General features: G+C 74.2%; 21 protein-coding genes. 14 read left to right on the top strand and 7 right to left on the bottom strand.

The window, feature by feature from the left end; all coding sequences use genetic code 11:
- Nucleotides 1–66: 66 nt before the first annotated feature.
- Nucleotides 67–1,386 (bottom strand): glycosyltransferase family 4 protein, encoded by a 1,320-nt coding sequence (locus tag ACZ60W_RS07835; RefSeq protein WP_469754485.1) that lies wholly within the window; start codon nucleotides 1,384–1,386, stop codon nucleotides 67–69.
- Nucleotides 1,387–1,613: 227 nt separating this feature from the next.
- Here ACZ60W_RS07835 and ACZ60W_RS07830 point away from each other — a divergent pair, with 227 nt between their 5' ends.
- On the top strand, nucleotides 1,614–2,240 hold the full coding sequence (locus tag ACZ60W_RS07830; protein WP_469754484.1) for a TetR family transcriptional regulator: 627 nt from the start codon (nucleotides 1,614–1,616) through the stop codon (nucleotides 2,238–2,240).
- A 152-nt stretch (nucleotides 2,241–2,392) separates the two neighbouring features.
- Here ACZ60W_RS07830 and ACZ60W_RS07825 read toward each other — a convergent pair whose 3' ends face one another.
- From ACZ60W_RS07825 to ACZ60W_RS07810, 4 genes are all read right to left on the bottom strand, one after another.
- Nucleotides 2,393–2,938, bottom strand: a complete 546-nt coding sequence (locus ACZ60W_RS07825) for a hypothetical protein (protein WP_469754483.1) — start codon at nucleotides 2,936–2,938, stop codon at nucleotides 2,393–2,395.
- Between the two features lie 99 nt (nucleotides 2,939–3,037).
- Nucleotides 3,038–3,637 (bottom strand): hypothetical protein, encoded by a 600-nt coding sequence (locus tag ACZ60W_RS07820; protein WP_469754482.1) that lies wholly within the window; start codon nucleotides 3,635–3,637, stop codon nucleotides 3,038–3,040.
- A gap of 69 nt (nucleotides 3,638–3,706) precedes the next feature.
- A complete protein-coding gene (locus tag ACZ60W_RS07815; RefSeq protein WP_469754481.1) occupies nucleotides 3,707–3,940 on the bottom strand; it encodes a ferredoxin in 234 nt (77 codons plus the stop codon).
- Nucleotides 3,940–5,400: an aldehyde dehydrogenase gene (locus ACZ60W_RS07810; RefSeq protein WP_469754480.1), complete on the bottom strand. Its 1,461-nt coding sequence runs from the start codon at nucleotides 5,398–5,400 to the stop codon at nucleotides 3,940–3,942. Before ACZ60W_RS07810 ends, ACZ60W_RS07815 begins: the two co-directional genes overlap by 1 nt.
- 126 nt (nucleotides 5,401–5,526) lie before the next feature.
- Here ACZ60W_RS07810 and ACZ60W_RS07805 point away from each other — a divergent pair, with 126 nt between their 5' ends.
- The 7 genes from ACZ60W_RS07805 to ACZ60W_RS07775 all read left to right on the top strand — a co-directional run bounded on the left by ACZ60W_RS07805 (nucleotide 5,527) and on the right by ACZ60W_RS07775 (nucleotide 13,341).
- A complete protein-coding gene (locus ACZ60W_RS07805; protein ID WP_469754479.1) occupies nucleotides 5,527–6,564 on the top strand; it encodes an MBL fold metallo-hydrolase in 1,038 nt (345 codons plus the stop codon).
- Between the two features lie 280 nt (nucleotides 6,565–6,844).
- On the top strand, nucleotides 6,845–8,092 hold the full coding sequence (locus ACZ60W_RS07800; RefSeq protein ID WP_469754478.1) for a prenyltransferase/squalene oxidase repeat-containing protein: 1,248 nt from the start codon (nucleotides 6,845–6,847) through the stop codon (nucleotides 8,090–8,092).
- Nucleotides 8,089–8,769 (top strand): SCO2322 family protein, encoded by a 681-nt coding sequence (locus ACZ60W_RS07795; protein WP_469754477.1) that lies wholly within the window; start codon nucleotides 8,089–8,091, stop codon nucleotides 8,767–8,769. The genes ACZ60W_RS07800 and ACZ60W_RS07795 overlap by 4 nt, the downstream gene beginning before the upstream one ends.
- Nucleotides 8,770–8,885: 116 nt before the next feature.
- Nucleotides 8,886–9,941, top strand: coding sequence for an energy-coupling factor transporter transmembrane component T (locus ACZ60W_RS07790; protein WP_469754614.1), 1,056 nt, complete (start codon nucleotides 8,886–8,888; stop codon nucleotides 9,939–9,941).
- On the top strand, nucleotides 9,938–11,725 hold the full coding sequence (locus ACZ60W_RS07785) for an ABC transporter ATP-binding protein (protein WP_469754476.1): 1,788 nt from the start codon (nucleotides 9,938–9,940) through the stop codon (nucleotides 11,723–11,725). Before ACZ60W_RS07790 ends, ACZ60W_RS07785 begins: the two co-directional genes overlap by 4 nt.
- Nucleotides 11,722–12,651: an ECF transporter S component gene (locus ACZ60W_RS07780; protein WP_469754475.1), complete on the top strand. Its 930-nt coding sequence runs from the start codon at nucleotides 11,722–11,724 to the stop codon at nucleotides 12,649–12,651. The genes ACZ60W_RS07785 and ACZ60W_RS07780 overlap by 4 nt, the downstream gene beginning before the upstream one ends.
- 288 nt (nucleotides 12,652–12,939) lie before the next feature.
- Entirely contained in the window at nucleotides 12,940–13,341 is a 402-nt protein-coding gene (locus tag ACZ60W_RS07775; RefSeq protein ID WP_469754474.1) for an aggregation-promoting factor C-terminal-like domain-containing protein, read from the top strand.
- 119 nt (nucleotides 13,342–13,460) lie between these two features.
- Here the strand turns inward: ACZ60W_RS07775 and ACZ60W_RS07770 are convergent, their stop codons facing one another.
- A complete protein-coding gene (locus ACZ60W_RS07770; RefSeq protein ID WP_469754473.1) occupies nucleotides 13,461–14,630 on the bottom strand; it encodes a steroid 3-ketoacyl-CoA thiolase in 1,170 nt (389 codons plus the stop codon).
- Between the two features lie 227 nt (nucleotides 14,631–14,857).
- Here ACZ60W_RS07770 and ACZ60W_RS07765 point away from each other — a divergent pair, with 227 nt between their 5' ends.
- The 5 genes from ACZ60W_RS07765 (at nucleotide 14,858) to ACZ60W_RS07745 (ending at nucleotide 19,032) form a co-directional block, all read left to right on the top strand.
- Nucleotides 14,858–16,105: a cytochrome P450 gene (locus tag ACZ60W_RS07765; RefSeq protein WP_469754472.1), complete on the top strand. Its 1,248-nt coding sequence runs from the start codon at nucleotides 14,858–14,860 to the stop codon at nucleotides 16,103–16,105.
- 43 nt (nucleotides 16,106–16,148) lie between these two features.
- Nucleotides 16,149–17,246, top strand: a complete 1,098-nt coding sequence (locus ACZ60W_RS07760; RefSeq protein ID WP_469754471.1) for a DUF2330 domain-containing protein — start codon at nucleotides 16,149–16,151, stop codon at nucleotides 17,244–17,246.
- A 40-nt stretch (nucleotides 17,247–17,286) separates the two neighbouring features.
- A complete protein-coding gene (locus ACZ60W_RS07755) occupies nucleotides 17,287–17,955 on the top strand; it encodes an O-methyltransferase (RefSeq protein ID WP_469754470.1) in 669 nt (222 codons plus the stop codon).
- A gap of 199 nt (nucleotides 17,956–18,154) precedes the next feature.
- Complete coding sequence (locus ACZ60W_RS07750) at nucleotides 18,155–18,478, top strand: antibiotic biosynthesis monooxygenase family protein (RefSeq protein ID WP_469754469.1); 324 nt, start codon at nucleotides 18,155–18,157, stop codon at nucleotides 18,476–18,478.
- A 65-nt stretch (nucleotides 18,479–18,543) separates the two neighbouring features.
- Entirely contained in the window at nucleotides 18,544–19,032 is a 489-nt protein-coding gene (locus ACZ60W_RS07745) for a GNAT family N-acetyltransferase (RefSeq protein WP_469754468.1), read from the top strand.
- Between the two features lie 15 nt (nucleotides 19,033–19,047).
- Here ACZ60W_RS07745 and ACZ60W_RS07740 read toward each other — a convergent pair whose 3' ends face one another.
- On the bottom strand, nucleotides 19,048–21,111 hold the full coding sequence (locus tag ACZ60W_RS07740; protein ID WP_469754613.1) for an MDR family MFS transporter: 2,064 nt from the start codon (nucleotides 21,109–21,111) through the stop codon (nucleotides 19,048–19,050).
- 147 nt (nucleotides 21,112–21,258) lie between these two features.
- On the opposite strand from ACZ60W_RS07740, the gene ACZ60W_RS07735 reads away from it, so the two are divergent.
- Complete coding sequence (locus ACZ60W_RS07735) at nucleotides 21,259–22,599, top strand: peptidoglycan-binding domain-containing protein (RefSeq protein ID WP_469754467.1); 1,341 nt, start codon at nucleotides 21,259–21,261, stop codon at nucleotides 22,597–22,599.
- Nucleotides 22,600–22,615 lie beyond the last annotated feature (16 nt).

The following is a 22,615-nucleotide window of genomic DNA, read 5'->3' as shown; positions in this document are numbered from 1 at the left end:
CGGGAGCGCCGGAGGGGGTGGGCACGACCCCGTCGCCGGGCACGGCCCGGCGACGACGGCCGGAGGTCACCGGCGGACTCCGGTCCCCTGCCGGGCGACCGCCTCGCGGTACAGCTCGGCGGTGCCCTGCGCGGCGCGCGCCCAGGTGAACCGGGACAGCACCCGCTCGCGGCCGGCGGCGCCGAGCCGTGCCCGGAGCTCCGCGTCCCCGAGCACCCGTCCCAGGGCGGCGGCCAGCGCGCCGGAGTCCCCCGGCGGCACCGCGAGACACGTCTCGCCGTCCGCGCCCGCGACCTCGGGGATCGCCCCGCCGGTGGTGGCGACCAGCGCGGTGCCGGTGGCCATCGCCTCGGCGGCGGGCAGCGAGAACCCCTCGTACAGGGAGGGCACGCAGGAGACCTGGGCGGAGCGGACCAGGTCCACGAGTTCGGCGTCGGTGATGCCCTTGACGAACTCGACGGCGTCTTCGAGGCCGTACCGCTCGATGGCCCGGGCGACGGGGCCGGCCTCGGCGCGCTTGCCGACGACGACGAGGTGGGCGTCGGGGTTCTCGGTGCGGAGTTTGGCGAGCGCCTCGATCAGGTGGATCAGGCCCTTGAGGGGGACGTCCGCGCTGGAGGTGGTCACGATCCGGCCGGGGACCTCGGCCACGGCCGGGTCCGGGGACCAGAGGTCGGTGTCGGCGCCGATGTGGACGACCCGGATGCGGTCCTCGCGGACGCCGAGGTGCTCGACGATCTCCTGGCGCGAGGTGCCGGAGACGGTCAGGACGGACTCGGTGCGCCGGGCGACCCGCTTCTGCATGCGGGTGAAGGCGTACCAGCGGCGGACGGAGGCCCGGCGCTTCCAGTCGGCGGCGGCGTCGAGCTCCAGCTGCCGGTCGACGGTGATGGGGTGGTGGATCGTGGTGACGAGCGGCGCGCCGAGGGCGCGGGGGCCGCCGAGGAGTCCGTACCCCAGGGTCTGGTTGTCGTGGATCACGTCGAAGTCGCCGCGCCGGGCGGCGAGCATGCGCCGGGCGCGCAGCGAGAAGGTCAGCGGCTCGGGGAAGCCGCCGGTCCACATGGTGGCGACCTCCAGCCCGTCGATCCAGTCGCGGTACTCCTCGCGCTTCGGCGTCCGGAACGGGTCCGGCGAGCGGTAGAGGTCGAGGCTGGCGATCTCGGTGAGCGGCACCCCCTCGTCGAGCGTGGGGTACGGCTGGGAGCCGATGACCTCGACCTGGTGGCCGAGGCGGGCGAGCTCGCGGGAGAGGTGCCGGACGTAGACGCCCTGGCCCCCGCAGAAGGGGTTCCCCTTGTACGTGAGGAGAGCGATCCGCAACGGTCCGTCACCGGCCGCGGTGACGCCCTGCCGGGGGCTTGCCTCTATGGCCTCAGCGGTCATGCGCGACCCCCTTCGAGCGTGCGTTTCGCCGGAGCGTAACCGCTCGCGCTAATCTAGAACAAGTTACAGACTTGATCGTTCTGGATCTTCTTGGCCGTCTTCTTGATCCTTCGAGGAGGACAGAATCTACCGGCAGGTAGCTCCGCCGTGAGAGCCGGAACAGGTGATTCGCGCCACGGCGGCCACGCCGCCATACTGTCGCTCCCCACCGCACGGAACGGGACCTCATGACCGCAGAGAACAGAGCGGACCACAGACCCGCGTCGCCGCCCCTCACGGAGCGCCAGGAGGCGCGGCGCCGCCGCATCCTGAACGCCAGCGCCCAGCTCGCCGCGCGGGGCGGCTTCGACGCCGTGCAGATGCGGGAGGTGGCCGAGGCGGCCGGCGTGGCCCTGGGCACCCTCTACCGCTACTTCCCGTCCAAGATCCACCTGCTGGTCGCGACGATGCAGGACCAGCTCCAGCACATGCACACCACGCTGCGGAAGCGGCCGCCCGCCGGCGCCGACCCGGCCGAGCGGGTCGCGGAGACCCTGATGCGGGCCTTCCGGGCGCTCCAGCGCGAACCGCAGCTGGCCGACGCGATGGTGCGGGCGCTGACCTTCGCCGACCGCAGCGTCAGCCCCGAGGTCGACACGGTCTCCCGGCTGACCACCGCGATCATCCTGGACGCCATGGGCACCGAGCACCCGACGCCGAGCCAGCTCTCGGCGGTCCGCGTGATCGAGCACACCTGGCACTCGGCGCTGATCACCTGGCTGTCGGGCCGCGCCTCGATCGCACAGGTGAAGATCGACATCGAGACGGTCTGCCGGCTGATCGACCTGACGGCCCCGGCGCCCGCCGGAGCCTGACGGCGCGCGGGAAGGCGACGGCCCGCACGGGGCCGACCGCGCCCGGCGGCCCGGCGACCGGCCGGGGACGGCCCCGCGGGCCGCGCCCTCCCGGCCGGACGCCCGCCCGCACCCCCGGCGGGCGGACCGCCGGGGGCACGGACGGGACGGGGTCAGGAGCCCTGCGCCTTGGCGTTGTTCTCCGCGATGACCGCGGCGCACTCCGGGCCGCTGTCGACGGCCACGAACATGACCAACTTCAGCGGGCCCGCCGAGTGGTTGCTGGCCTGGAGCTGCCAACTGCTCTTCTTCAGGGACTTGATGACCGAGCCGCCCGCTCCGGAGCTGCGCGCCTCGGTCCAGCCGCCCTTGGTCAGCGTCGCGACCGTGTCCGCGTACGACTTCGCCGGGTCGGCCGCCTTCGCGGCGTCGGCCGTCCAACTGACCATGCAGTCCTTGGCCTCGGCGGGGATCTGCTCGCCCGAGGCGTCCTGCGTGAAGCCGGCCGCCGTCGCCGCGTCCGTCAACTCCTTGGTGACGGCGGCCCCGTCCAGGCGCTCGCCCCCCGAACCGCCCGAGCCGCCCGTCGAGGACGAACCGGCCGAGGACGAACCCCCGGACGCCGAACCGCCCTTGTCCGCGCCGCCCTCGCTCCCGCAGCCCGCGACCAGCAGAACCGCACAGGCGGCCGCGGCGGCCGCCCCCATCGCCTTGCGCACAGCACTCCCGACTACGTACGCACGAAGGCCTCTTGCCCCCGCAATCAGGGGCACAGTTTTGCACGTGGGAACGACGGCGCGGCGCACTCGCGGCCCGTGTCAGTTCCCGGAGTCCCCGTCCCCCTCCAGGAGGTCCCCCTCCCGGCGGCTGAAACCCTTCATGCATGCGTCCTCCGTCGCGAGGAAGGAGAGGAGGTCCATCCCCGCCGAGTTCGAGGCGTGGTGGCGGGCGTAGAGCGTCCAGCCGCCCTTCTCGAGCGAGACGCCGACCGAGGTCCCGCCCTTGTCGTCGAGCTTCTCCTCGAGCCGCTCGCCGGACGCCTTCCAGCCCTTCGCCGTGAGCGCGGTGACCGTCCGGTCGAACTTCCCCCGAGCCCCTTCCACCACGGCCCCGGCGTACTGCCACCCCGCCGCGCAGGCCGCCATCCGGGCCGCGACCCGCTCGCGCTCCGCGTCGGCCGAAGCCCCCGTGCCGGCCGAGGCCGAAGCCGCCGCAGAGGCCGCGAGCTTCTCCGGCTCCACGGACCGGCCCTCCGGCAGCGCCTGCGCGGCCACGGCCGTACCGATCTCCTCCTGTACGGCCTCCCGGTCGAAGGCCCCGTCGCCCCCGGCCTTCCCCCCGCCGCCGGGCCCGCACCCGGCGGCCCCGAGCAGCATCGCCCCCACCGCGGCGCCCACGGCCCACGTCTTCCCGTTCACGCTCGTCCCCTCCCGGGTCACGGGGGTGATGCCCCGTGACCGAGGGAGCAGTGTGCCATGGGCGGACGACTACTCCTCCGGGGGATAGACCGGCTCGCCCCCGTCCGCGAGGGTGATCAGGATGGCCTCCACCGGACAGCCCTCGGCGGCCGCGAGGAGCCGTTCGCCGGCGTCCGCCTCGGTGTCCACCGGATGCGACTGGCGGGCCGTGTCGAGCCGGAACCCGGCCGGGGCGTGGTTGACGCACATGCCGGAGCCGATGCAGACGCCGCGGTCGACCTCGACGTGCCAGCGGTCCCCCATCACGCGTCCCCGTAGCCGGCCGGGAGGTGGATCATCTTGTGCTCCAGGTACTCGCCGAAGCCCTCGGGACCGAACTCGCGGCCCAGACCGGAGTTCTTGTAGCCGCCGAACGGGCCGAGCATGTCGAGGCTGAAGGTGTTCACGTTGAAGGTGCCGGTGCGCACGCCCCGGGCGAAGTCGATGCCGTGCTCCACGTCCGCGGTCCAGACGCTGCCACTGAGCCCGAAGTCCGAGTCGTCGGCGATCCGCAGGGCCTCGGCCTCGTCCCCGTACGGCAGCAGGCAGATGACCGGCCCGAAGATCTCCTCGCGGGCGATCCGCATGGAGTTGTCGACGCCGCCGAAGAGCGTCGGCTCGACGTACCAGCCGCGGTCGAGGCCGGCCGGACGGCCGCCGCCGGCCAGGATCTTGGCGCCCTCCTGCTGGCCGATGCCGATGTAGTCGAGGGAGCGCTGCTGCTGGCGGCGGGCGACCAGCGGGCCGACCTGGGTGGCCGGGTCGAGCGGGTCGCCGACGACGAGCGCGCCGGCCGCCGCCGCGAGGGCCTCGGCGACCTCCTCGTACCGCGAGCGGGGGGCGAGGATGCGCGTCTGGGCGACGCACGCCTGGCCGTTGTTCATCCACGCGGCCGGGACGATCCCCGCGACGGCCGTCTCCAGGTCGGCGTCCGGCAGGATCACGGCGGCCGACTTCCCGCCGAGTTCGAGGGTGACCCGGGTGAGGTTGCGGGAGGCGACCTCCATGACCCGGCGCCCGGCGGCGACCGAGCCGGTGAACGACACCTTGTCGACGCCCGGGTGCCCGACGAGGTACTCGCTGACCTCGCGGTCGGCGGGCAGGATGCTGAGGACCCCCTCGGGCAGCCCCGCCTCGGTGGCGATCTCCCCGAGGATGTACGAGTCGAGCGGCGACTCCGGCGAGGGCTTCAGGACGACCGTGCAGCCGGCGAGCAGCGCGGGCGCCAGTTTCGCCGCGGCCGTGAACTGCGGCACGTTCCACGGGATGACGGCCGCGACCACCCCGACCGGCTCGCGCCGGACCAGCAGCGGACCGAGCACACCGCCGCGCCGCTCCTCGTACACGAAGTCCCGGGCCACCGTGATCGCCGCGTCCCACACCATCATCGCGCCCAGGGCCTGCGCGAGCACCGACCACGAGTACGGCGAACCGTTCTGCGCGCTGATGGACCGGCCGATCTCCTCGTACCGCACCGCGATCGCGTCCTTGATCCGGCTCACGACGGCGATCCGCTCCTCGACCGCCATCCGCGGCCACGGCCCCTCGTCGAACGCCCGCCGCGCCACCGCCACCGCCCGGTCCACGTCCGCCTCCGAGGCGTGCGGCACCCGCCCGATGACCTCCTCCGTGTGCGGCGAGATCACCTCGATCGTCCCGGACCCGAGCGGATCGGCCAACTCCCCGCCGATGAACAGCTTTCCGTGCTCCACAAGCTCGGTCATGACCGGCCGCCTCCCGAGGAGATGGTTTCCCTGGACTTCCTGACGATGCCTCAGAACTGATACCAGTTCTAGTTATAGTGGGCAATGGTCAAGCAGGCTCCGTACCTCCGTGAGAGACGAGGACCCATGACGCAGGTGACCGAGCACGGCGGAGGGGTCTGGTCGCTGAGGGTGCCGATTCCGGACAATCCGCTGGGACACACGCTGGTGCACGTGCTGGAGACGGACCGGGGGCCGGTGCTCGTGGACACGGGGTGGGACGACCCGGCGAGCTGGGCGGAGCTGACGGCGGGGCTGGGGGCGCTGGGGATCGGGGCGCGGGACGTGCACGGGGTGGTCATCACGCACCACCACCCGGACCACCACGGACTGTCCGGCCGGGTCCGGGAGGAGTCGGGGGCGTGGATCGCGATGCACGCCGCGGACACCGCGGTGGTGCGCCGGACACGGGAGGCGGAGCCGGGGACGTGGCTGGACTACCTGGCCCGCAAGCTCGCGGCCGTGGGGGCGCCCGAGGAGCACCTCGCGCCGCTGAGGGCGGCCCGGGCGTCGGGGCGGATGCGGACGCTGCCGGGGCTGCGGTCCGCGCTGCCCGACCGCGAGATCGTCCCCGGCGAGCTGCTGGACCTGGCGGGCCGGCGGCTGCGCGCCGTCTGGACGCCCGGCCACACCCCCGGCCACGTCTGCCTCCACCTGGAGGAGGAGCACCCGGCGCGGCTGCCGGGGCACGGCCGGCTGTTCTCGGGCGACCACCTGCTGCCGGGGATCTCCCCGCACATCGGGCTGTACGAGGACCCGGACGACGCGACCGGGGCCGATCCGCTCGGCGACTACCTCGACTCCCTCGAACGCATCGGGCGGCTCGGCGTCGCCGAGGTCCTCCCGGCCCACCAGTACGCCTTCCCCGACGCCGCCGGCCGGGTGCGGGAACTCCTCGACCACCACGAGGAGCGGCTGACCGGTCTCCTCGCCCTCCTCTCCACCCCCCTCACCCCCTGGCAGCTCGCCGAGCGGATGGAGTGGAACCGGCCCTGGGGCCAGATCCCGCACGGCTCCCGCAACATCGCCGTCAGCGAGGCCGAGGCCCATGTCCGCCGCCTGGTGAAGCTGGGCCGCGCGGAGGCCGTGACCGGCACGGACCCGGTCACCTACGTCGCGGTCTAGTCGGGGAGGCCGGGCGGGCCGCCCCACGGGGGGCGGTGTGAGGCGCCTCGCACCGCCGGGGCGGAGGGCGTACGGGCCGGTAGAGTGAGCGGGTCGTCATCATGCCCGTACGGGGGGAAGCCGGTGCGAATCCGGCACTGACCCGCAACCGTGTGCCGCCCCGAGGGGGCGGTGAGTCGGAATGCCCCGCCCGGGACGTGACCGCCGGCACCGTCGAGGAATACGGAGCCGAGCCTGGTGCCCTGAGGCGTGCCGGTGCCCGGCCGCAGGAGAGGGCCCCATGAACACCGTCCGCCGCGGCGCCGCCGCGCTCGCAGCCGCCGCCGTCGCACTCGGCGCCGCAGCCGCCGTCCCGGCCGCCGCCGCGCCCTCTCCGACCCCCGCGACGGGCGCCCTCCCGGCCGGTCTGTACGGCACGAAGGACCCGACGTACGACGGTGTCTGGCGCCAGTCGCTGGCCTTCATCGCCCAGCGGAGCACCGGCTACCAGCCCGCCGACCAGGCCGTGGACTGGCTCCTCGGCCAGCAGTGCGCCGACGGCTCCTTCGCCTCCTACCGCGCGGACGCGGCGGCGCCGTGCGACGCCAAGACGATGCGGGACACCAACGCCACCGCCGTCGCCGTCCAGGCGCTCGGCTCCGTCCGCCGCCAGGCCGCCGCGCCGGAGAAGGTCGACCAGGCCGTCACGGCGGGCACCGCCTGGCTGCGGACCGTGCAGAACAAGGACGGCGGCTGGGGTTACGGCGCCGGCGGTCCCAGCGACGCGAACTCCACCTCGATCGTCGTCGGCGCGCTCGCCGCGAACGGCCTGAAGCCCGGCTCGTACACCTCCGCCGACGGCCGCACCCCGTACGACGCGCTCCTCTCCTTCGCGCTCCCCTGCTCGGACAAGGAGGGCGCCGGGGCCTTCGCGTACCAGCCGGACAAGGACGGCAAGCTGTTCGCCAACGCCGACGCGACCGCCGCGGCCACCCTCGCGGGGCTCGGCAAGAGCGTCGCCGCCACCAAGGCGTCCCCCGAGCAGCCGCCGGTCTGCACCGACCTGACGAAGCCGACCGCCGAGCGGGCCGCCCTCAACGGCGCCTCCTACCTGGCGAATGCCCTCGCGAAGACCGGTCACCTCACCACCCCGCCGATGCCCGGCGCCACCGACACCGCCGAGAAGCCGGACTTCGGCAACACCGCGGACGCCGTCGTGGCCCTGGCCGCGGCCGGTGCGGCCAAGGAGGCGGAGCCCGCCCTCGCGTGGCTGGAGAAGAACTCCGCCGCCTGGGCGAAGGAGAGCGGACCGGCCGCGTACGCGCAGCTGATCCTGGCCGCCCGCGCCACGGAGACCGACCCGCGCGAGTTCGGCGCGTCGGACCTGGTCGAGCAGCTCAACGCCGCCGGACCCGCCCCCAAGACCCCGGACACCTCGGAGTCCTCCACCAGCGAGGACGAGTCCGGCTTCGACGTGTGGTGGATCATCGGCATCGGCATGGTCGTGGGCGTCGGCATCGGCTTCCTCGTGAGCGGCCGCAAGAAGTGAGACTCACCCGCAGGTCGGGCGCCCGGGCCGCGGGCGCCGCGGCCGGGGCCCTGCTGACCCTGACCGCCGTCGCGGCCGCCCCGGCGCAGGCCGCCGGCTACCGCTACTGGTCGTTCTGGGAGAGCGACGGCGGCAGGCCCTGGACGTACGCCACCCAGGGCCCGGCGACCGCCCGGCCCGGCGACGGCGACGCGATCGGCTTCCGTTTCGCGGTCAGCCAGGACACGAGCGACGCCTCCCGCCCGTCCCCGGCCCCCGATTTCGCGAAGATCTGCGGCGGCACGGAGAAGAAGGCCGGCGGCAAGCGGATCGCGGTCGTCGTCGACTTCGGCGGCCCGGCGGACGCCCCGCCCGGCGAGCACCCGCCGCGGGAGGCGGTCGAGGTCGGCTGCGCGCAGGTGCGCGAGGACGCCACGGCCGCCGAGGCGCTGGCCGCGGTGGCGAAGCCGCTGCGGTACGACAGCGCGGCGATGCTGTGCGGGATCGCCGGGTATCCGGCGCGGGGCTGCGGTGAGCAGGTCGCGGAGAACGCCCCCTCGTCCGCCACCCCCACCGCTCCCGCGACCGCCGCCCCCGGCGGCAGCGGCGGCGGCCCGTCCTTCGGCGTGCTCGCCGGCGGCGCGGCGGTCCTGGCCCTCGGCGGCGCCGCGATCTGGAAGGCCCGCCGCCGCGGATGAGCCCCGCCCCCAGCCGTCGCACCCCCACGGATCCGCTCCCGGCCCGGCCCGCGCCGGAGGCACGGCCCCCGCTGCTCTCCCGGCTCGCGGCCCCGGCGGCGACCCGGTCCAACGCGATGCACGCGGGGGCGTGGTGGCTGTGGGCCCTCGGGCTGGCCGTCGCCGCCTCCCGGACCACCAATCCCCTGCTGCTCGGCCTGCTCGTGGGGGTCGCCGGGTACGTGGTGGCGGCCCGCCGCACGGACGCGCCCTGGGCCCGCTCGTACGGCGCGTTCGTGAAGCTCGGGCTGTTCGTCGTCGCCCTGCGGGTGGTCTTCTCGCTGCTGCTGGGCTCCCCGATCCCGGGCACGCACCTGCTGTTCACGCTGCCGGAGGTGCCGCTGCCGGAGTGGGCGCAGGGCGTGCGGATCGGCGGCCGGGTGACGGCCGAGCAGCTGGTGTTCGCGCTGTACGACGGCGCCAAGCTGGCGACCCTGCTGATCTGCGTCGGCGCCGCGAACGCGCTGGCCAACCCGGCGCGGCTGCTGAAGTCGCTGCCGGGGGCGCTGTACGAGGCGGGGGTCGCCGTCGTCGTGGCGATGACCTTCGCGCCGAACATGGTCGCCGACGTCGTCCGGCTGCGGACCGCCCGCCGTCTCCGGGGCCGCCCCACCGGCGGGGTGCGGGCCGTCCTCCAGATCGGCCTGCCGGTCCTCGAAGGGGCCCTGGAGCGGTCGATCGCCGTGGCGGCGTCGATGGACGCGCGCGGCTACGGGCGGACGGCGCGGGTCCCGGCCCGGGTGCGGCGCACCACGAACGTCCTGACCCTCGGCGGTCTGCTCGGCATCTGCGCCGGCTCGTACGGGCTCCTCGCCGCCGAGGGCGCGGGCTACGGGCTGCCGCTCCTCGGCGCGGGGCTGCTCGCCGCCCTCGGCGGTCTCCGGCTCGGCGGCCGCAGGACGCTCCGCACCCGCTACCGGCCCGACCGCTGGGGGGTGCGGGCCTGGCTGGTGGCCGGCTCGGGGGTGGCGGTCGCCGTCCTGATGATCCGGGCGAACGCCGTCGCGCCCGACGCCCTGCACCCCGGCGTCGTCCCGCTGGAGGCGCCCGAGCTGCCGCTCTGGCCGGCCGCATCGGTCCTCGTCGGCCTGCTGCCGGCCTTCGTCGCGCCCGTCCCGAAGGAGAGCTCGTGATCCGCTTCGAGAACGTCTCGGTGACGTACGAGGACGCCGCCGCGCCCACCCTCCGCGACGTGCGGCTCACCGTCCCCGAGGGGGAGCTCGTGCTGCTCGTGGGGCCTTCCGGCGTCGGCAAGTCCACGCTCCTGGGCGCCGTCTCCGGCCTGGTCCCGCATTTCACCGGCGGCACGCTCACCGGCCGGGTCACCGTCGACGGCCGCGACACCCGCACCCACCCGCCGCGCGAGCTGGCGGACCTGGTGGGCACGGTCGGCCAGGACCCGTCGGCCCACTTCGTGACCGACACGGTGGAGGACGAGCTCGCCTACGGCATGGAGTCGCTCGGTCTCGCCCCGGCCGTCATGCGCCGCCGGGTGGAGGAGACCCTCGACCTCCTCGGCCTCGCCGAGCTGCGCGACCGGCCCCTCGCCACCCTCTCCGGCGGTCAGCGCCAGCGGGTCGCGATCGGCTCCGTCCTCACCCCCCATCCCAAGGTCCTCGTCCTCGACGAGCCGACCTCGGCGCTCGACCCTTCCGCCGCCGAGGACGTCCTCGCGGTCCTCCAGCGCCTCGTCCACGACCTCGGCACGACCGTGCTCCTCGCGGAGCACCGCCTGGAACGGGTCGTCCAGTACGCCGACCAGGTCCTCCTCCTCCCGGACGGCGTCATGGGTCCGCCGGCCGAGATCATGGCCGTCTCCCCGGTGCACCCGCCGGTGGTGGCGCTCGGCCGGCTCGCCGGATGGGAGCCGCTGCCGCTCACGGTGCGGGACGCCCGCCGCCGGTCGGCGCCGCTGAAGGCCCGGCTGGAGGGCCGCGGGCCCGCGGGGCCTCCCTCCGGGCTCGCCCGCACGGCGATGCCCCCGCACCGTCCCGACGCGGACGCCTACGCCGACACCGACGCCAAGGCCGACACCAGCACCGGCGCCGGCACCCGGGCCCCCGGGAAGGCGCGGCTCCGAGGGCTCTCCCTCTTCCGTCGGCACCGGAACCGCTCCGGCCTCCCGGCGGAGGGCACGGACCCCGCGGACTCCCCGCGCCGCACCGCGTCCCCCCTCGTCCTCACCGACGCCCTCGGCGTGCGGCGGGGCCGGGTGGAGGCCCTGCGCCGGGTCGACCTGCGGGTCGACGCCGGCGAGACCGTCGCGCTCATGGGCCGCAACGGCGCCGGGAAGTCCACCCTGCTCTCCACGCTGGTGGGGATGATCGAGCCGACCGCCGGCACGGTACGGATCGCGGGCCGCGCCCCGCACACGACGGCTCCGCGCGAGCTGATCCGCCGGGTGGGCCTGGTCCCGCAGGAGCCGCGCGACCTCCTGTACGCCGACACCGTCGCCGACGAGTGCGCGGCGGCGGACGCGGACGCCGACGCGGCGCCGGGCACCTGCCGGGCGCTGGTGGAGGAGCTGCTGCCGGGGGTGGCGGACGGGACGCACCCCCGGGACCTGTCCGAGGGGCAGCGGCTGGCGCTGGCGCTCGCCGTGGTGCTCACGGGCCGGCCGCCGCTCCTGCTCCTCGACGAACCGACACGGGGTCTGGACTACGCGGCCAAGGCCCGGCTCGTCGCGCACCTGCGCGGGCTCGCGGCGGCCGGCCACGCGATCGTGCTGGCCACGCACGACGTGGAGCTGGCGTCGGAGCTGGCGCACCGGGTGGTGATCGTCGCGGACGGCGAGGTGGTGGCGGACGGGCCGACGGCCGAGGTCGTCGTCTCGTCGCCGGCGTTCTCCCCGCAGGTCGCGAAGATCCTCGCCCCGCAGCCCTGGCTCACGGTCGAGCAGGTGGAGGCGGTGCTGTGAGCGGCGGCCCCGCGCGGGGCAGCGCCCGGGGCGCCCGGCCGGCGCGCATCCGCCCGGTCCGGTTCGGCCCTCGTTCGGTGACGGCGCTGGTCCTGGTCTCCGTGGTCGGTCTCTTCGGCATCTGCTGGCCGCTCTTCGCCGACGCGGGCTCGGCGGTGACCACGCACGCGGCGGACGCGCCCTGGCTCTTCGCGGCGCTGCTGCCGCTGCTGATCGCGGTGGTGGTCGCCACGATCGCCGACTCGGGGATGGACGCCAAGGCGGTCGCGATGCTGGGGGTGCTCGCCGCGGTGGGGGCCGCCCTGCGGCCGCTCGGGGCGGGGACGGCGGGCCTGGAGCCCATGTTCTTCCTGATGGTGCTGAGCGGCCGGGTCCTCGGCCCGGGGTTCGGTTTCGTCCTGGGCGCGGTGACGATGTTCGCGTCGGCCCTGCTCACGGGCGGCGTGGGGCCGTGGATGCCGACGCAGATGCTCGCGATGGGCTGGTTCACGATGGGCGCCGGGCTGCTGCCGGGCGCGACGGCGCTGCGGGGGCGGGCCGAGCTGGCGATGCTCTCGGCGTACGGCTTCGTGGCGGCGTTCGCGTACGGGACGGTCACCAACCTCTACGGCTGGGTGACGCTCGGCGGGGGCGGGGGGACGGAAGGGGACGGGAGCGGCGGGATCTTCTTCGTGCCGGGCGCGCCGGCGCACGAGAACCTCGTCCGGTTCCTGGCCTTCCTGGTGGCGACGTCCCTGGGGTGGGACCTGGGCCGCGCCGCTCTGACCGTCGTCCTCACCCTGACGGTCGGCGGCACCCTGCTGCGGGCGCTCCGCCGGGCCACGCGACGGGCGAACTTCGAGGCCCAGGTCACATTCGGGGGGCCGGATGGGGCCTCTCCGGGTGAGGCGCCCCACAGGACCTACGTCACGTACGAGCCGGAATAGTAGACCGCCGGTACCCGCCCAAAGTACCCCACACCAGGTGATGACCTGCGGAAACGGTGCGTACCCCTACCCCGGGCCGTTCCTCCCGAGTCCGAACCCGCCTCGTACAAGGGGTCCTTGCCCGACCCCCGGGGGCCCTGCTTGTCTGGTGGACGTCGCCAGGCAGCCGGTGCTCACCGCAGCGCCTCGGACGGCCGGTTCCCCCCAGTTCCCGGGTCTCCCGGGCTCTGGTTCCGGCTTGCCGAAATCGCCTGGCGCGGCCCTTGTACCCGACGTTAGGTAGATACGTTGATCCGCTCGCTCGCCACTCGTGTCGTCGCCCGCAAGAAGACCTTCGCCGCCTCCGCAGCCGTGCTGCTCGGCGCCTCGGGTGCGGTGCTCGGCACGACGGGCTCGGCCTCGGCCGCCAGCCCGCAGGAGCTCGCCCGTGAGATCGTCCCCGCCTCGCAGTACGCGTCCTTCAGCAAGATCGTCGAGCACGAGTCGCACTGGAACCACAAGGCGACCAACTCCTCCAGCGGCGCCTACGGCCTGGTCCAGGCCCTGCCCGCCTCGAAGATGTCGTCCGCCGGTTCCGACTGGAAGACGAACCCGGCCACCCAGATCAAGTGGGGCCTGAACTACATGAACGAGCGCTACGGCTCCCCGAACGCCGCCTGGGCGTTCTGGCAGGCCAACGGCTGGTACTGAGAGTCCCCGCCGCCGCACAGCGCACCCGCAAGGCCCCGCCCTCCGTCCGGAGGGGCGGGGCCTGCGGCGTTCTCGGGGCCGGGCGTCCCGCACCCGGCGGAGAGGCGGCGCCGGCCGGGTCAGAGGCGCTGGATGATCGTCCCCGTGGCGAGCCCCCCGCCGGCACACATGGTGACGAGCGCGAACTCCTTGTCGGTCCGTTCCAGCTCGTGCAGGGCGGTGGTGATGAGCCGGGCCCCGGTGGCGCCGACGGGGTGGCCGAGGGCGATGGCGCCGCCGTTGACGTTGACCTTCTCGAAGTCCTGGTCGAAGACCTGCGCCCAGCTGAGCACCACGGACGCGAAGGCCTCGTTGATCTCGACGAGGTCGATGTCCCGCAGGCTCATGCCGGCCTTGCCGAGGACCGCGCGGGTGGCGTCGACCGGGCCGTCGAGGTGGAAGTGCGGGTCGGCGCCGACGAGCGCCTGGGCGACGATCCGGGCGCGGGGGCGGAGCTTGAGGGCGCGGGCCATGCGCTTGGAGGCCCAGAGGATCGCGGAGGCGCCGTCGGAGATCTGGGAGGAGTTCCCGGCGGTGTGGACGGCGGTCGGCATGACGGGCTTGAGCCGGGCCAGGCCCTCCATGGTGGTGTCGCGCAGGCCCTCGTCGCGGTCCACCAGCCGCCACATGCCCTGGCCGGCGGCCTGCTCGGCCTCGGTGGTGGGGACCTGGACGGCGAAGGTCTCTCGCTTGAAGCGCTCCTCGGACCAGGCGATCGCGGCGCGTTCCTGGGAGAGCAGGCCGAGGGAGTCGACGCGCTCCCGGCTGAGGCCGCGGTGGCGGGCGATGCGCTCGGCGGCCTCGAACTGGTTGGGCAGGTCGACGTTCCACTCGTCGGGGAACGGCTTGCCGGGGCCGTGCTTGGAGCCGGAGCCGAGCGGGACGCGGGACATGGCCTCGACGCCGCAGCTGATGCCGATGTCGATGACGCCGGCCGCGACCATGTTGGCGACCATGTGACTGGCCTGCTGGGAGGAGCCGCACTGGCAGTCGACGGTGGTGGCGGCCGTCTCGTACGGCAGCCCCATGGCGAGCCAGGCGGTGCGCGCGGGGTTCATGGACTGTTCGCCGGCGTGGGTGACCGTACCGCCGACGATCTGCTCGACGCAGTCGGCGGGGATGCCGGTGCGGCCGAGGATCTCTCGGTAGGTCTCGCCCAGCAGGTAGGCGGGGTGGAGGTTGGCGAGCGCACCTCCGCGCTTGCCGATGGGGGTGCGTACGGCTTCGACGATGACGGGTTCCGCGGCCATGGGCTCGTCCTCTCCTCGACCGGACGGGGCGTCCCGGCACCCCGGTCGGTCGGCGTCACAGGGGAACTAGTACGCGTTCTAGTTCTGAGTGCAGTCTTATGACTGCTACCGCCGGTACGCAAGGGTCCGGGACACAACAGTTCCCGCCCCGCCCCTTGCTACTTGTAGAACTCGTTACTAACTTTCCCGACAACTTCTGATGGTCCATCAGATATGGAGAGTTGCCGATGCCCTGCCCCCATATCCCCGAAGGGTTCGACGCCACCGACCCCGACCTCCTCCAGGACCGCATCCCCTTCCCGGAGTTCGCCCGGCTGCGCCGGACCGCCCCCGTGTGGTGGTGCGCCCAGCCGGCCGGCGTCACCGGCTTCGGCGACGAGGGGTACTGGGCCGTCACCCGCCACGCGGACGTCAAATACGTCTCCACCCACCCCGAGCTGTTCTCCTCCCACGAGAACACCGCGGTGATCCGCTTCAACGAGCACATCACCCGGGACCAGATCGAGGTCCAGAAGCTGATCATGCTCAACATGGACCCGCCCGAGCACACCCGGGTCCGCCAGATCGTCCAGCGCGGCTTCACCCCCCGGGCCATCCGGAACCTGGAGACCGCGCTGCGCGACCGCGCCCGCGCCATCGTCGAGGAGGCCGGGCGGGGCGCGGACGCCGACGGCACCTTCGACTTCGTGACCCGCGTCGCCGTCGAACTCCCCCTCCAGGCCATCGCCGAACTCATCGGCGTCCCCCAGGAGGACCGATCCCGCATCTTCGACTGGTCGAACAAGATGGTCGCGTACGACGACCCCGAGTACGCCATCACCGAGGAGATCGGTGCCGAGGCCGCGATGGAACTCATCGGCTACGCGATGAACATGGCCGCCGCCCGCAAGGAGTGTCCCGCCGCCGACATCGTCAGCCAGCTGGTCGCCGCCGAAGGACAGGGCAACCTCTCGTCCGACGAGTTCGGCTTCTTCGTCCTGCTGCTCGCCGTCGCCGGCAACGAGACCACCCGCAACGCCATCAGCCACGGCATGCACGCCTTCCTCACCCACCCCGACGAATGGGAGCGCTTCAAGCGCGAACGGCCCGCGACCGCCGCCGAGGAGATCGTCCGCTGGGCCACCCCCGTCGTCTCCTTCCAGCGGACCGCGACCCAGGACACCGAGATCGGCGGCCAGAAGATCCGCAAGGGCGACCGGGTCGGCCTCTTCTACTCCTCCGCCAACAACGACCCCGAGGTCTTCACCGACCCCGAACGCTTCGACATCACCCGCGACCCCAACCCCCACCTCGGCTTCGGCGGCGGCGGACCCCACTTCTGCCTGGGCAAATCCCTCGCCGTCAAGGAGATCGAGCTGATCTTCAACGCCCTCGCCGACACCCTCCCCGACCTCACGCTCGCCGGCGAACCGCGCCGGCTCCGGGCCGCCTGGCTCAACGGGGTCAAGGAGCTCCGCGTCCGCACCTCGGCCTGATCCCGCGCGGAACCGGATCTTCCCCCGGCACGTCCCAGCTGCCATGCGGGGGACACACGGAAGAATCCTGACCACGATCGTCGCGCTGCTCGCGCTCCAGCTCGGCTCGCTCGTCGCGCCGGCGTACGCCTGCGGCTGCGGCGCGATGATCCCGTCCAGGACGGAACGGATCGGCGTCGACCGGGAGGAGTCGGCCGTCCGCTGGGACGGCCGCACCGAGACCGTCGTCATGCGCTTCAGCGTCCACGGGAACGCCCGGCAGGCCGCCTGGATCATGCCCGTGCCCCGCCGGGCCGACGTGACCCTCGGCGACCCGGCGCTCTTCGACGCGCTCGACCGCCTCACCGCCCCCGAACAGCGCGACCGCTTCCACTTCTGGCCGCGCGAGGGCGACTGGCCCTTCGACCACGGCGACGTGGACGGCGCCGGCGCGGCCCCGCCCGGCGCGGGCGGGGTCGGCGTCGTCGGACGCGAACGGCTCGGCCCCTTCGACGTCGCCCGGCTCACCGCCACCGACCCCGGGGCCCTCGGCGACTGGCTGCGCGCCCACGGCTTCGAACTGCCCGACCGGCTCACCGACGCCCTCCGGCCCTACGTGGAGCGGAAGTGGGAGTACGTCGCCGTCCGCCTCGCCCCGCAGGAGACCGGCGCGACGCTGTACGGCGAACTCACCCCGCTGCGGATCACCTTCGCCTCCACCGATCTCGTCTACCCCATGCGACTCTCCCGCCTCGCCCGCACCCCGCAGACCCTCGGGCTGTACGTGCTGGCCGACCACCGGATGGAACCCCGCTCCCCCATCGGCGGCGACCGGCCCGAGGTCACCTTCGCCGGCCGGGTCGACCGGCCCGACGGGGCCGTCGCCGGACTCGCCGGCGACCGGCCGGTCCATCTGACCGTCCTGGAACAGAGGTTCCCCCACCCGGAGCGCATCGACGACGACCACCACCTGGCGGCCGTCGCCGACGTCCCGTACCGCGAAGTCGTGCACACCGAACGGCTGTTGACCGTGGGCGGCATCCCCGCCTGGCTGCTCGCCGTCGCCGGCGGCGCGCTGCTCACGGCGGTCGCGGCGCTCCTCGCCGTACGGGCGGCCCGGCGCCGCGCACCCGACGACGCGGACCCGCTCCCGGCCCCGTGACCACCGCGCGGGGCGCGGGCGGCGGTGTACGTTCGGCGCCATGACGAACCCTCAGTGGGACGCTGTCGACCACTACTTCACCGATCTGCTCGCCCCCGCCGACGAGGCGCTCTCCGCCGCGCTCGCCGACTCCGCCGCGGCCGGCCTGCCCGAGATCGCCGTCGCCCCCAACCAGGGGAAGCTCCTGCACCTGCTCGCGTCCGTCCAGGGCGCCCGCACCATCCTGGAGATCGGCACCCTCGGCGGCTACAGCACCATCTGGCTCGCCCGCGCGCTGCCCGCCGACGGCCGGCTGATCACCCTCGAATACGACCCCGCCCACGCGGACGTCGCCCGCGCCAACCTCGCCCGCGCCGGCCTCGACAAGATCGTCGAGGTCCGCACGGGCGCCGCCCTCGACACCCTGCCGCTCCTGGAGGAGGAGGGCGCCGGCCCCTTCGACCTCGTCTTCGTCGACGCCGACAAGGCCAACAACCCGCACTACGTGACCTGGGCCCTCAAGCTCTCCCGCCCCGGCACGGTCATCATCGTCGACAACGTGGTGCGGGGCGGCCGCGTCGCCACCGCCCACCCCGACGACCCCGCCCTCACCGGCATTCGCGAGATGGTCGACCTCGTCGCCCGCGAACCCCGCCTCGACGCCACCGCCTTCCAGACCGTCGGCACGAAGGGCCACGACGGCCTCCTCATCGCCCGCGTCCTCGGCTAGCCCGCCTCCTGCCTCCCGACTCTCCCCCCGCACGGAACACGGCGGCCCCGCGCACCATCGTCGGATGGGCGGCGGAGGCCGCCTCCATCGGCCGGGGCCGTGGCGTCCTCACGCCGTCTTGACCGGCGGGTGTAAGAGACTGGCGCAGGTGATCAGGGCGCGGGTCGGCGCCCGGCCCGTGTCTTCGGAGAGGTGTCCTGTGCCCAGCGTCGTAAAGATCAACGTTCTGACCGTTCCCGCCGAGCAGCGTGAGGTCCTGGAGCAGCGGTTCGCCGCCCGGGCGGGGGCCGTGGAGGACTCCGACGGGTTCGAGTGGTTCGAGCTGCTGCGCCCGCTGGAGGGCACCGACCAGTACCTGGTGTACACGCGGTGGCGCAGCGAGGAGGACTTCCAGGCGTGGATGAGCGGCTCCATGAAGGGGGCGCACCAGGGCGGCGGCGAGGGCGGCGGGCGTCCGAAGCCGGCCGCCTCCGGGTCCACCCTGTGGTCGTTCGAGGTCGTGCAGCAGGCGTCGCCGAAGTAGGCGCGGGGCCGGGGCCCGCCGCCCCCGGGAAAAGGAGCGGCGGGCGGGGTCGTGCGGGCCGCAGAATGGGCCGCATGACCTGGATCTTCTCCCCTGAACCCGTCGGCGCCCCGGAAGCGGTCGCGCTGCGGCGGGACTACTACGGCGATGTCGCCGGCAGCTACTGGAAGCGGCTCGCGACCGAGGCGGAGATAGACGAGGGGCTGACGGACGACGGGGCCGAGCGGCTGGTGCCGCCGACGGGGCAGTTCCTGGTGGGCCGTCACGACGGGGAGCCGGCCGGCTGCGGCGGGGTGCTGCTGCTGGAGGACGGCGAGCGGGCCGAGCTGACCCGGGTGTTCGTCCGCCCCTCCTTCCGCGGCAAGGGCGGCGCCGACCTGCTGATGTCGGGCCTGGAGGACGCGGCGCGCGCGCTCGGCGCGCGCCGGATGGTCCTGAACACGCGGCTGGACCTGGTGGAGGCCCGCGCCCTGTACGCGCGGCACGGGTACGGGGAGATCCCGGCGTACTGCACCGGCCCGTACATGCAGATCTGGTACGGCAAGGAGCTCTGAGGGCGGGGCGCGCGGTCAGGGGTGGTGGTCGCCGGGCGGTTCGGGCGTGTGGGGCCGTTCCCCGTCCGAGCCGCAGAGCTCGGCGGTGAGCTCCTCGACGAGCTGCACGAGGTCGGTGGGCCGGTCGGGCCCCCACCAGTCGCCGAGCAGTTCGGCGAGGGACTCCTCGCGGGCCCGGGCGAGGGCCACGGCCGCCCGGACGCCGTCCTCGGTGAGGGTCAGCTGGACCCCCTCGCGGCTGACCAGACGCCGCTCCTCCACCTGACGGGACGCCTCGGTGATCACCCGCAGCGGCACCGGGGTGGTCTCGGCGAGCCGGGCGGGCTCGACGGTGCCGTGGCGGCGGACACGCAGCAGCAGCCAGCTCGCGGCGGGCAGCAGGTCGAGCCCGGCGCGGTCGGTGATCTTCACGTAGATCGCCTTGCGCCCCTCGCGGCTGCCGAGGACGGAGAGGGCGCGGGCGCACTCGTCGTGCGAGGAGCGCTCGACGGGGTTGGAGGCAAGGGTCTCGCTGGTGTCGGGCGCGGTGACCGAACCCCGAAGCTTGTCCTCCTTGAGGAACCAGGCGACGACGAAGGCGACCAGGACGACCGGGGCGGCGTACAGGAAGACGTCGGTGATGGACTCGGCGTACGCGTGCAGCACCTCCGGCCGGACGTCGGGCGGGAGGCCGGCGATGGCCCGGGGGTCGGCGGCGACCTGCTCGGGGCCGACGCCGGGCGGGATGCCCGGCCCCGCCGCGGCGAAGACGTCGTCGAGCTTGCCGGTGAGGCGGCTGGTGAAGATCGTGCCGAAGACGGCGACGCCGAACGAGGCGCCGATGGAGCGGAAGAAGGTGGCTCCGGAGGTGGCGACGCCGAGGTCCTCGTAGGACACGGCGTTCTGCACGACGAGGACGAGGACCTGCATGACGAGGCCGAGTCCGGCGCCGAAGACGAAGAAGCAGACGCTCATCTCCGCGTCCGAGCTGTTCTCGTCGAGCTGGTGGAGCAGGAGCAGGCCGACGCAGGTGATCGCGGTCCCCGCGAGGGGGAAGACCTTCCAGCGGCCGGTGCGCGAGACGATCTGGCCGGACGCGGTCGAGGTGCTCAGCAGGCCGAGGACCATGGGCAGCATGTGGACGCCGGACATGGTCGGGGTGACGCCCTGCACGACCTGGAGGAAGGTCGGCAGGTAGGTCATCGCGCCGAACATGGCGAAGCCGATGACGAAGCTGATGACGGCGACGAGGCTGAAGGTCCGGATCCTGAAGAGCTTGAGCGGCAGGACCGGTTCGACGGCCCGCCGCTCGACGCGCACGAACCACACGAGGAGCACGGCCCCGAGGACGGCGAGGCCGATGATCTGCGGCGAGCCCCACGCCCATGTGGTGCCGCCCAGCGAGGCCACCAGGACCAGACAGGTGGCGACCGAGGCGATGAGGAGGGTGCCGAGGTAGTCGATGGTGTGGCGGGTGGAGCGCGCCGGGATGTGCAGGACGGCGGCGATCACGAAGAGGGCGACGACGCCGATCGGCAGGTTGACGTAGAAGACCCAGCGCCAGGAGAGGTGCTGGGTGAACAGGCCGCCGAGGAGGGGGCCGAGGACGCTGGTGGTGCCGAAGACGGCCCCGAAGAGGCCCTGGTACTTGCCCCGCTCGCGTGGCGGGACGAGGTCGCCGACGATCGCCATCGACAGGACCATGAGCCCGCCGCCGCCGAGGCCCTGGAGCGCGCGGAAGGCGATGAGCTGCGGCATGTTCTGGGCGAGGCCGCAGAGGGCGGAGCCGATCAGGAAGAGGACGATCGCGCCCTGGAAGAGCTTCTTGCGCCCGTACTGGTCCCCCAGTTTCCCCCAGAGGGGTGTCCCGGCGGTGGACGCGAGCATGTAGGCGGTGACCACCCAGGAGAGGTGCTCCATGCCGCCGAGCTCGCTGACGATCGTCGGCAGCGCCGTGGAGACGATGGTCTGGTCGAGGGCGGCGAGCAGCATGCCCAGCAGCAGCGCGCCGATCGCGACGAGGACCGTGCGGCGGCTCTGGCCCTCCCCCGGGCCGGGCGGCTCGCCGCCGAGGCGCGGCGGGCGGATCTCCTGGGCCATGGGGGTCTCCGTCTCCGTCGCCGGCTGCAGCTTCTCCATCCTGGTCCGAATGTCCCGTTATGGCCTGCGGAAGGGCACGCCTGTTCACCCACCGGGAGGGGGGTGGCTGCATAATCGCTCGCAGTTGTCTCGGGGAGGGGACCCATCATGACCGGACACGTCTGTCCTGAATGCGGTGTACACAGACCTGGCTGCGCCTGCCTCCGTGCGGAGATCGCCGCGGCCGAGGACTTCGATCCCCTGCGGATCAGGCCGTACGTGACGCTCGACGCGTCCGCCGGCCCGCAGGGGGCGCCGGAGGCGGACGAGCGGTACACGGCGGGCTCCACCGACGCCGCGGGGCCCGTACCCGGCGACCCGGGCGTCACCGGCGCCGGCGCGCCCGCGGCCTCCGCGGCGGACGCGACCGCCCACCTGCCCGCCTCCACCACGGACGACCCGCCGACCACCCAGCTGGCGGCGATCCGGCCGGAAACCACCCCTGCCGGGAGGCCGGCCCGGGGGACGGCCGGAGCTCCGTCGCCGCAGGGAGCCACCGGTACGCCGGGGGGCGCGTACGGGAACGGTGGGAACGGCACGTACGGCACGTACGGGACGGGCGGGGCAGGCGCGACCGGGGCGTACGGCCGACCGGGGAACGACCCGTACGGCAAGGGCGACGGCCCGGGGGCGTACGAGGCCGGCGGCGGCCCGGGGCCGTACGGGAACGACGGCGGCCCGGCGGACCGTCAGGGGGGCGGCGGCGCCGGGACGCACCCCGGGGTGCACCCGGCGGGGGCGCACCCCGGCGCCGTGGGCGACCCCTCCGAGACGATGCCGCTGCTCCTGCGGGGCGTCGGCGACGTGCCGCCGTCCCGCGGCGAACGGCGGGGCCGGCGGCGCGGCGCGGTGGTCGCGGTCGTGGCCGCCGCCGCCGTGGCGGGGACGGCGGCCCTGGCGGCGGCCGTCCTCGGGGGCGGCGACGCGAGCGACGACCGCGCGGCGGTGCCCGAGGTCACCACGAACGCGTCGCTGAACGCCGTCGTGTCCGAGGCTCCGTCCCCCTCCTCCGAGAGCCCCGAGCCGTCCTCCTCCTCGCCGACGCCGCACCGGACGTCCGCCTCGCCCTCCCCGACCCCCTCCGCGACCCGCACCACCGCGAGCCCCGACCCGTCGGCGTCGGGCAGCGCGGCCGCCGCCCCGTCCACCACCACCCCCAGCGCCCCGACGACGGCGCCGACGACGGACGCCCCCTCCGCGCAGCCGCCCGCGACGGACGGGGCCGTGGTGACGCTGAGCTTCGGCTCCACCGGGTCCGAGGTGCGGGAGCTCCAGCGGCGCCTGAAGGCCCTGTGGATCTACCAGGGACGGATCGACGGGAAGTTCGACGAGGAGGTCGAGGACGCGGTCGCCACGTACCAGCAGTGGATCTATCCGCGGAAGGACCCTGAGGGCGTCTACGGGCCGTACACGCGCAGCAGTCTGGAGCAGGCCACCCCCGACGTCTGAGCCGCTCCGCGGTCCG

It is taken from the genome of Streptomyces sp. NPDC104202 (assembly GCF_055584185.1).
The sequence above is the reverse complement of the archived record's forward strand: the minus strand, read 5'-3'. Positions and strand labels throughout refer to the sequence as shown.